The sequence below is a fragment of the Moorena sp. SIO2C4 genome, from assembly GCF_010672485.1.
GTDB lineage: Bacteria > Cyanobacteriota > Cyanobacteriia > Cyanobacteriales > Coleofasciculaceae > Moorena > Moorena producens.
Genome location: NZ_JAAHGN010000318.1, coordinates 1 through 7,220 on the forward strand (window position 1 = coordinate 1; position 7,220 = coordinate 7,220).

Genomic DNA, 7,220 nt, shown 5'->3' on the forward strand with positions numbered 1-7,220 from the left:
GTTCAAGAAAACGAAAAAACTTTTCACAGAGTTCTGGATCTCTTGCACCAACTTTTATTTCTTTAGTAATTTCTGCTACAGCCTGTTTCCAGTAGGGGCGAATGCCTGGGGGGTCACTACGGTTACGATATAGCCGCTTGCTGATGATAGCATCTGCCGCATTCACCAGCTGAAAGACCTGAACAATGTAAGGAATTTTTTCACCACGCAACCCATCCGGATAACCAGTGCCATTCAGCCTCTCTTGGTGGGTACGCACTAAGAATGCAAACTCCTTCAAGAGCGGATGCTGGTTACAAATCAGTTCTGAAACTTCAGGATACTCCTTAACTTTTGTCCACTCCTTTTCTGTCAGCGGTCCTGTTTTGAACAGGATCTGATCGGGAATGCTAATTTTCCCTAAACCGTGGCAATAGCACAAAAAAACCAGCTGACGCATTGCTTCTGGCTCTAAGTTTAACCAGCGCCCAAAATGCATACACATAGTTCGCAGACGATAGCACCTTAAGCCAATGGGTACGTTGCGAGCCAACTGGATTTGTTCAAGGAAATTTAGGATATCGGCGTCCCCAGAACGAAGCATCAAACTTTGAAGTTGGTTTTGGTTTTAACAATTAAATTATCCCTATCTATTAGCTTACAGATGTGAATTTTTTATGAAGCTAATCCATTTGATTAAGTCTTTGTCCCATAGTGGTACTCTTTTAGAAGTAGTTAGAGACGTTAGTAAAATCCACTCCTATAGCAATCCTAAATCATTTGTAAAATCAGCAAAATCTGGGATTATTGCTGGGCAAGGGTTTTAGCGATTCGGCGAGGCCGACGCTATCGCGAACACTTTGGCCAATATATTTCACGAATCATATAGGACTGCTATAGCAAGAAATAAAACTGCAATAATACTACTTATTTAAAAGTAGCTAAATCCCGATTTTGGTTAGTTTTTCATGACCCTGAGTCAGTTTATTGAGTTGCGATCGCATAGTGAACTAACTCAACTAGTTTCTGACGCAATGTCTCTAGTCCAAGACGTTTACTAGCAGAAATAAAAACTCCTTGAGGAAATTCTTCTTTCGCTAACGCTAGGGTATCACTATCTACTTGGTCGATTTTATTAAAAACTACTAAAATCGGTCCTGGTGTAATAGGCATATCCCTCAGAATGCCCATTACAGAACGAATATGACTAGCCCAAGCTGAATGGGATAAATCCACTAAATGCAGCAAAGCATCTGCTTCTGTTACTTCTTCGAGGGTAGCCCGAAATGAATCTACTAAGGGTGGGGGTAACTCGTGAATAAACCCTACTGTATCGATCAATAGCATAGCGCTAGATTTACCCGTTACTGAGTCAATAATAGGTAAGCGTCGGGTAGTGGGATCAAGGGTAGCAAATAACTGGTCAGCGGTATAAACCTCAGCATTGGTTAGGGTATTCAACAGGGTAGATTTGCCGGCATTTGTATAACCAACGACCGCCACTGTCGGAACGTCCTGTTGCTGACGCCGCTGCCTTAACCTTGACCGATGAGCCTGTAATTGGTTTACTTCTTGTTGAAGTCGGGTAATTCGACGCTGAATGGAGCGGCGTTCGGTTTCCAGTTTGGTTTCACCCGGACCACGAGTACCAATACCACCCCCTAACCGGGACATCGCCTGACCCCGACCAGTAAGGCGAGGCAACATATATTCTAGTTGTGCCAGTTCCACCTGCAATTTACCAGCACGGGATTGAGCTCGTTGGGCGAAAATATCGAGAATCACTTCAGTACGGTCTACAACCCGAACACCAATTTGGGATTCTAGGTTGCGAGCTTGTGCTGGTGATAGGTCGCGGTCAAATACTACCAGATTAGCGGCTAGAGTTTGGGTAGTCAGGGCAATTTCCTCTACCTTACCGCTACCAACTACTGTTTGGGGATGGGGATGCGATCGCTTTTGCTGGATTACCCCTAATACTTCTCCACCAGCGGTTTCCACCAACCGCCCAATTTCTGCTAAGCCATCTTCAAATCGCTCTGGGCTGATTTTTTCAGTCATTAATCCTATAATCAGCACCCTATCTTGGTCAACATCGACTTGCTGAGCCACAAATTGCCTTCGAAACTCAGCTTCTAGCTCTTCGACCAATTCCTGGAAATCCTGCTTGGTCAGAATATCCAGACTCATGGGTGATGATACACTCCAATTTAGGAGTTGAGAGTCTACCTGATTGTTTCCTTCTGAGTTACTAGGAGGGAGTAAATGTGCGAGATAGGTTTCTTTGATATAACCTGTTGCTCCACCACCCCGCCTTATCATACCTGAGCCAGTAATCGTAAGTACCACCAATGCATCCAATCGCTGAATTGCCATAGCCGTGAGGGTAGATTCTCTGGGGATTTCTGATTTGAGCTGAGTGGCGATACAGCGAATCCCGCACAATCGTTCAGCACCGTAACGGGGCAATTCCAGGGGAGGAATTTTGGTCTGAGTAGGGGTACCTACAGCCACACGAATCACTTGTCCCCGGCGATTGATGTAGGTGCATAGGGGCTGTTGAATGTCTGTGCTAATGGCTGCAACACGTTGAGCAAACTCCGGCGTAGTCAAGTTATCGCTGGGTAAGCGTTGGTGATACAGCCGTTTTAGTTGCTTGAGCTGGCTAGGCTTAAGACCTTGAAGATTACCGTAGATAGTATCGATAGGCGCTACTGACCAGTAACCTGGTTTCCAAGACTACTTTATCTATTTTAAGACTTACCCAGTGAAACCAAAAATCCGGCTTTTGCCATGGTATAGGGTTATGGGGTGGGTGACCGGTTAACCGGGTGTGGCGAGCAAGGGGTGACAACAAAGCGTTAGGCAACATCAATTACCCACCAAGACCCTTAAAACCCGGTTTCTGGTGATAAATCAAAGCTCCTTGCTTGCATGGCTTTTACCTTTTAGATCAAATCGGGATAATTGCCCACATTTACGATATCCAGAACATTATCTTTCTTCCCCTGCACCCGAAGCTCCCCTGCACCCGAAGCTCCCCTCACCAGGAAGTAGGTTATTCAACCGGATTTGATATTATTGTGCCCTAGCCTACCTGTAAAACTAATACCGATTCACCAGCCCGAATCAAGGTTTTACCGATTGGCACCACCGCTAGACCATTGGTATAAGCAAGATTAATCAAATTACCAGAACTATGACTACCGCTGGCCAGATGAAATTCGTGGTTACCAGCTGCATCTAAACACAGTTGTCCCCACAGATAAGTTTCCCGGCCTCCACCGGCATGTAAGTCATTACATGCGATCGCTTTGACAAAAACTGGTTTGGAGACTTCCTCCGGTAAACCAGATAGTTTTAACAGTGCTGGTTTAACAAACCGCCAACAACTGACTAGTGCTGAAACGGGATTCCCAGGTAGACCAAAGTACAGTACTGGACGTTTTAAACACGAGGGAGTACTAGAAAGGTCACTGTCTTCTGGGGAATTAGGCAAGGGGGAGGTAAAAGTAGCAACAGTTAGGGGTTTACCGGGTTTAACCGCAACGGAGTGGATGTGAATCTCTGCTCCGAGCTGGGCTAAGATTTTGTCTACATAGTCATAATCCCCCACTGATACACCGCCAGTAGATAGAACCATATCTGCTTCGGATATAGCGTTTGCGATCGCATTTTTTAGATCGTCTGGCTGATCGCGCACAATCCCCATAGGTATGGGTACTCCCCCCAAGAGGGAGACAAAGGTACCCAAGGCATACTGATTAGAATCCACAATTTGACCAGGTTTTAGGGGTTGGTCAGGGGTTACTAGCTCGTTGCCAGTGGAAAAAATTGCCACCCGAGGACGCCGATACACTGTCAGTTGGTTACACTGAGCTGCAGCTAAGACGGCAATTTCTGGAGCACCAAGCCTAATTCCTGGTTTCATAAGACTGGTTTGGGCTTGGTAAAAAGATGCCCGATGACGGACAAAGGCTTGGGGTTGGGGAGCCTCCAAAATCATCACCTGATTGTCCTGGAGCTTGGTGTTTTCTTGCATCACCACCGTATCAGCTCCTTTTGGCATACAACCTCCAGTAAAAATCCGTGACGCTTGTCCCGGTTTGACTTCACATTGGGGTTGATATCCAGCAGGGATTTCTTCGACAATAGTTAAAACTACTGGTTGTTCGCGATTGCAGGATTGGACATCGCTATAACGCACGGCATACCCATCCATGGCTGAATTATCCCAGTGCGGAAAATCTAAGTTACTGGTCACTGTTGCTGCCAGAATTCTATTAGTAGCAGCGGATAGCTCTACCACCTGTGTTTCCAGCCGTGGGTCAAAGGGTTGAACCAAATTGAGAATGATTGACTCTGCTTCTTGAACTGGTAGCATTGCCTATTAAGTATCAAAGATGAACGATGTAGCACTATTGTATGAAGGACAAAGTGAAGGACTTGCGCTGTGGTGGGCGTGAAATCTTCCCTAATTATCCTCTTAATCAATGGTAGGTTTTAGCTTTCATCGGAAATTTCGATTCTGATTCGTTCATCTTCTGTTCCGACTCTTTCATCCACGAACAACTTTTAGCTTTCATCCCGTGACTAGATCAATTATCGATAGATTACGATTAGGGTTATCCGTAGGCATTGCCAAAACCGTCACCGCTCTGGTTCGGTTATTAAACCTAGGGGCAGCAAGTGTTCTGCCTGGAGCAATTGCCCGTCGTCTCCAGCCTCAAGTCCTGCCGTTACTATTAGCTCAGGTCAGACAAGGTGTCATTCTAATTGTTGGTACTAACGGTAAAACTACCACCTCTTTACTCCTGTGCACTATCCTTGAGAGCCAAGGTTGGCGAGTGGCTCACAATGGCACTGGGGCAAATTTGATTAATGGCTTAGTGACAGCACTCCTAGTTCATACCAATGGCATTGGTCAGTTGGATGCTGATTACGCCCTTTTGGAAGTGGATGAAAATGTGCTGCCCTTGGTATTGCTTGATTGTCAGCCTAAGTTCATTTTGGGCTTAAACCTGTTTCGTGACCAGCTCGATCGTTATGGGGAAGTGGATACGATTAGCCGTCGCTGGCAAAATGCGATCGCTCCGTTACCTCAGGAAACCGTTGTGGTTTTAAACGGGGATGACCCTACCCTGTCTTACCTAGGTCAACAGTTACCCCAGAGAGTCTTTTTCTTTGGGTTAAGTGAGCCAGATCTCTATCTTGATGAAATTCCCCATGCGGTTGACTCAATTTACTGCCCCAGTTGTGGACATCCCCTGGACTATGAGGGTGTTTATCTGTCCCATCTAGGAGACTATCACTGTCCTCAATGTGGCTTTAGTAAACCTCAACTCGCAGTCAATAGTAGCCAGTGGCCACAAATATTAATTGGTATCTATAACAAATACAATACATTGGCAGCGGGATTACTAGCCATAGAGATGGGAATTGACCGGGATACCATCTACAACAGTATTAAAACCTTCCGCGCTGCCTTTGGACGAGCAGAAGAATTAGTTGTGGATGGGAAGCAGGTTCGGATTCTGTTATCCAAAAATCCAGTAGGGATGAATGAAACGATTCGAGCTGTTAATGACTTGCAAAAACAAGGTGGAGCATCCACTAAGCTAGTGGTACTCAATGACCGAACCCCTGATGGCACAGATGTGTCTTGGATTTGGGATGTGGATACAGAAAAATTAGTGAACTCAGGGGGAACTGTGGTAGTCAGTGGCGATCGCGTTTATGATATGGCACTCCGTCTAGAATACAGCCAGAATCAAGACCAGAGTCAAGACCAGAATCAAGACCAGAATCAAGACCAGAATCAAGACCAGACTAATTGCGAATTGATTATTAAAGAAGATTTAGCAGAAGCGATCGCTACCGCTTTGGAACAAACTCCAGATCATGAAACCCTTCATATTTTGCCTACTTATTCTGCCATGTTGGAAGTGCGGGGACTTTTGACTGGGCGCAAAATTTTGTAGGTATTTTTAAGGGAGATAATTGGAAAGTTTATTAAGTCCTGACTCATTAAAAATTCTGCCAAAATAAATCTATACCCCCAGTAGGAGCCGATGAAGAAACCATGACTCAAAGTATTGACCCGGTTGTTTTACCTCCTCCTTTCCCAGATCACACCCAACTACCAGAATCAGATGGAAGTTTTGCCAAAAATTTTCATAAACATCCCCAAAGCATCTTACTTACAGATTCCATTGGACCAGTTTTACAGCAAATTCATCCCGATGGACACTATGCCATTGGACAAGACTGTGGTATCTATTGGCGAGAAACTGACCCACCCGAAAAAGGAGCAGAAGCTCCTGACTGGTTTTATGTTCCCAACGTTCCGCCTAAGTTAGATGGTGAAATTCGCCGTTCCTACGTTATATGGCGAGAATATATCGCTCCTTTAATTGCTCTTGAATTTGCCAGTGGGAACGGGGAAGAAGAACGAGACCAAACTCCTCTATCCCGAAGTGAGCAAGGAAAAGTCACTAAACCAGGCAAATTTTGGGTTTATGAGCAGATTATACGCATTGCCTATTACGGCATCTATGAAATCAAAACCGGTAACTTGGAGGTCTATGAATTCCTTAAAGGTTTCTATCACAAAATGAAGCCCAACGAGCGAGGTCATTATCCCATTGAACCATTAGGAATCGAATTGGGATTGTGGCAGGAAACCTATCAAAATCAAAACCAACTCTGGTTAAGGTGGTGGGATAACCAAGGTAATCTATTGCTGATTGGTAATGAGCGGGCTGAAGTGGAACATGCACGAGCTCAAAAAGCTGAACAGGCAATCTTCGAGGCTGTGCCCCGTTTCCTGAAGATGGGACTAACAGTGGAACAGGTGGCAGAAGCCCTTAGCTTGAGTGTAGAACAGGTACGAGAACAAGTTGAGGGTTGAATAACTGTAAAAAGTCATGAGCATTATTAAACAAACCACCGAATGGTTAGAAACCAACTGGGTTAATCCCGCCTATGGAGGTTTGCTTTTAGCAGGTATTGCCATCTGTTTCTTTGGCGCTGCCACCAATACAATGGCAGGATGGCTCTATGTGATCAGTGCGATTATTTTTGCCCTACTGGTAATTGCCGTTATCTTGCCAGTGCGATCGCTTAACCATCTATCAGTACGCCGACGTCCGATCTCACCGGTCAGTGTGGGAGACCAGTTAACCATTGAACTAGAAATCGAAAACCCCACCCTCGGACCTCAAAGCCTATTACAAATTCAG

The 7,220-nt window shown here is 45.2% G+C and carries 5 protein-coding genes and 1 pseudogene; 3 read left to right on the plus strand and 3 right to left on the minus strand.

The genetic code is table 11. The features are described from left to right. The 3 genes from F6K20_RS17460 to F6K20_RS17470 form a co-directional block, all read right to left on the minus strand. A partial coding sequence (locus tag F6K20_RS17460) for an HD-GYP domain-containing protein (protein ID WP_287295444.1) occupies positions 1 to 583 on the minus strand: 583 nt, incomplete at its 3' end. A gap of 380 nt (positions 584 to 963) precedes the next feature. Continuing rightward, a complete protein-coding gene (gene hflX / locus F6K20_RS17465) occupies positions 964 to 2,685 on the minus strand; it encodes a GTPase HflX (RefSeq protein WP_044492662.1) in 1,722 nt (573 codons plus the stop codon). A gap of 382 nt (positions 2,686 to 3,067) precedes the next feature. After that, a complete protein-coding gene (locus tag F6K20_RS17470; RefSeq protein ID WP_008182472.1) occupies positions 3,068 to 4,363 on the minus strand; it encodes a molybdopterin molybdotransferase MoeA in 1,296 nt (431 codons plus the stop codon). A 205-nt stretch (positions 4,364 to 4,568) separates the two neighbouring features. On the opposite strand from F6K20_RS17470, the gene F6K20_RS17475 reads away from it, so the two are divergent. The 3 genes and pseudogenes from F6K20_RS17475 to F6K20_RS17485 form a co-directional block, all read left to right on the plus strand. Beyond that, the gene (locus tag F6K20_RS17475) at positions 4,569 to 5,960 is read left to right on the plus strand and encodes a Mur ligase family protein (RefSeq protein ID WP_008182474.1); all 1,392 of its coding nucleotides are present in this window, start codon (positions 4,569 to 4,571) and stop codon (positions 5,958 to 5,960) included. A 101-nt stretch (positions 5,961 to 6,061) separates the two neighbouring features. Beyond that, a complete protein-coding gene (locus F6K20_RS17480) occupies positions 6,062 to 6,889 on the plus strand; it encodes a Uma2 family endonuclease (RefSeq protein WP_008182476.1) in 828 nt (275 codons plus the stop codon). Positions 6,890 to 6,905: 16 nt separating this feature from the next. Next, positions 6,906 to 7,220 (plus strand): annotated as a pseudogene (locus F6K20_RS17485) (DUF58 domain-containing protein); the annotation flags it as partial.

Bases quoted from the DNA above. Each gene is read 5' to 3' on its own strand.
- F6K20_RS17470 (WP_008182472.1), bottom strand. From the start codon at position 4,363: ATGCTACCAGTTCAAGAAGCAGAGTCAATCATTCTCAATTTGGTTCAA.
- F6K20_RS17480 (WP_008182476.1), top strand. From the start codon at position 6,062: ATGACTCAAAGTATTGACCCGGTTGTTTTACCTCCTCCTTTCCCAGAT.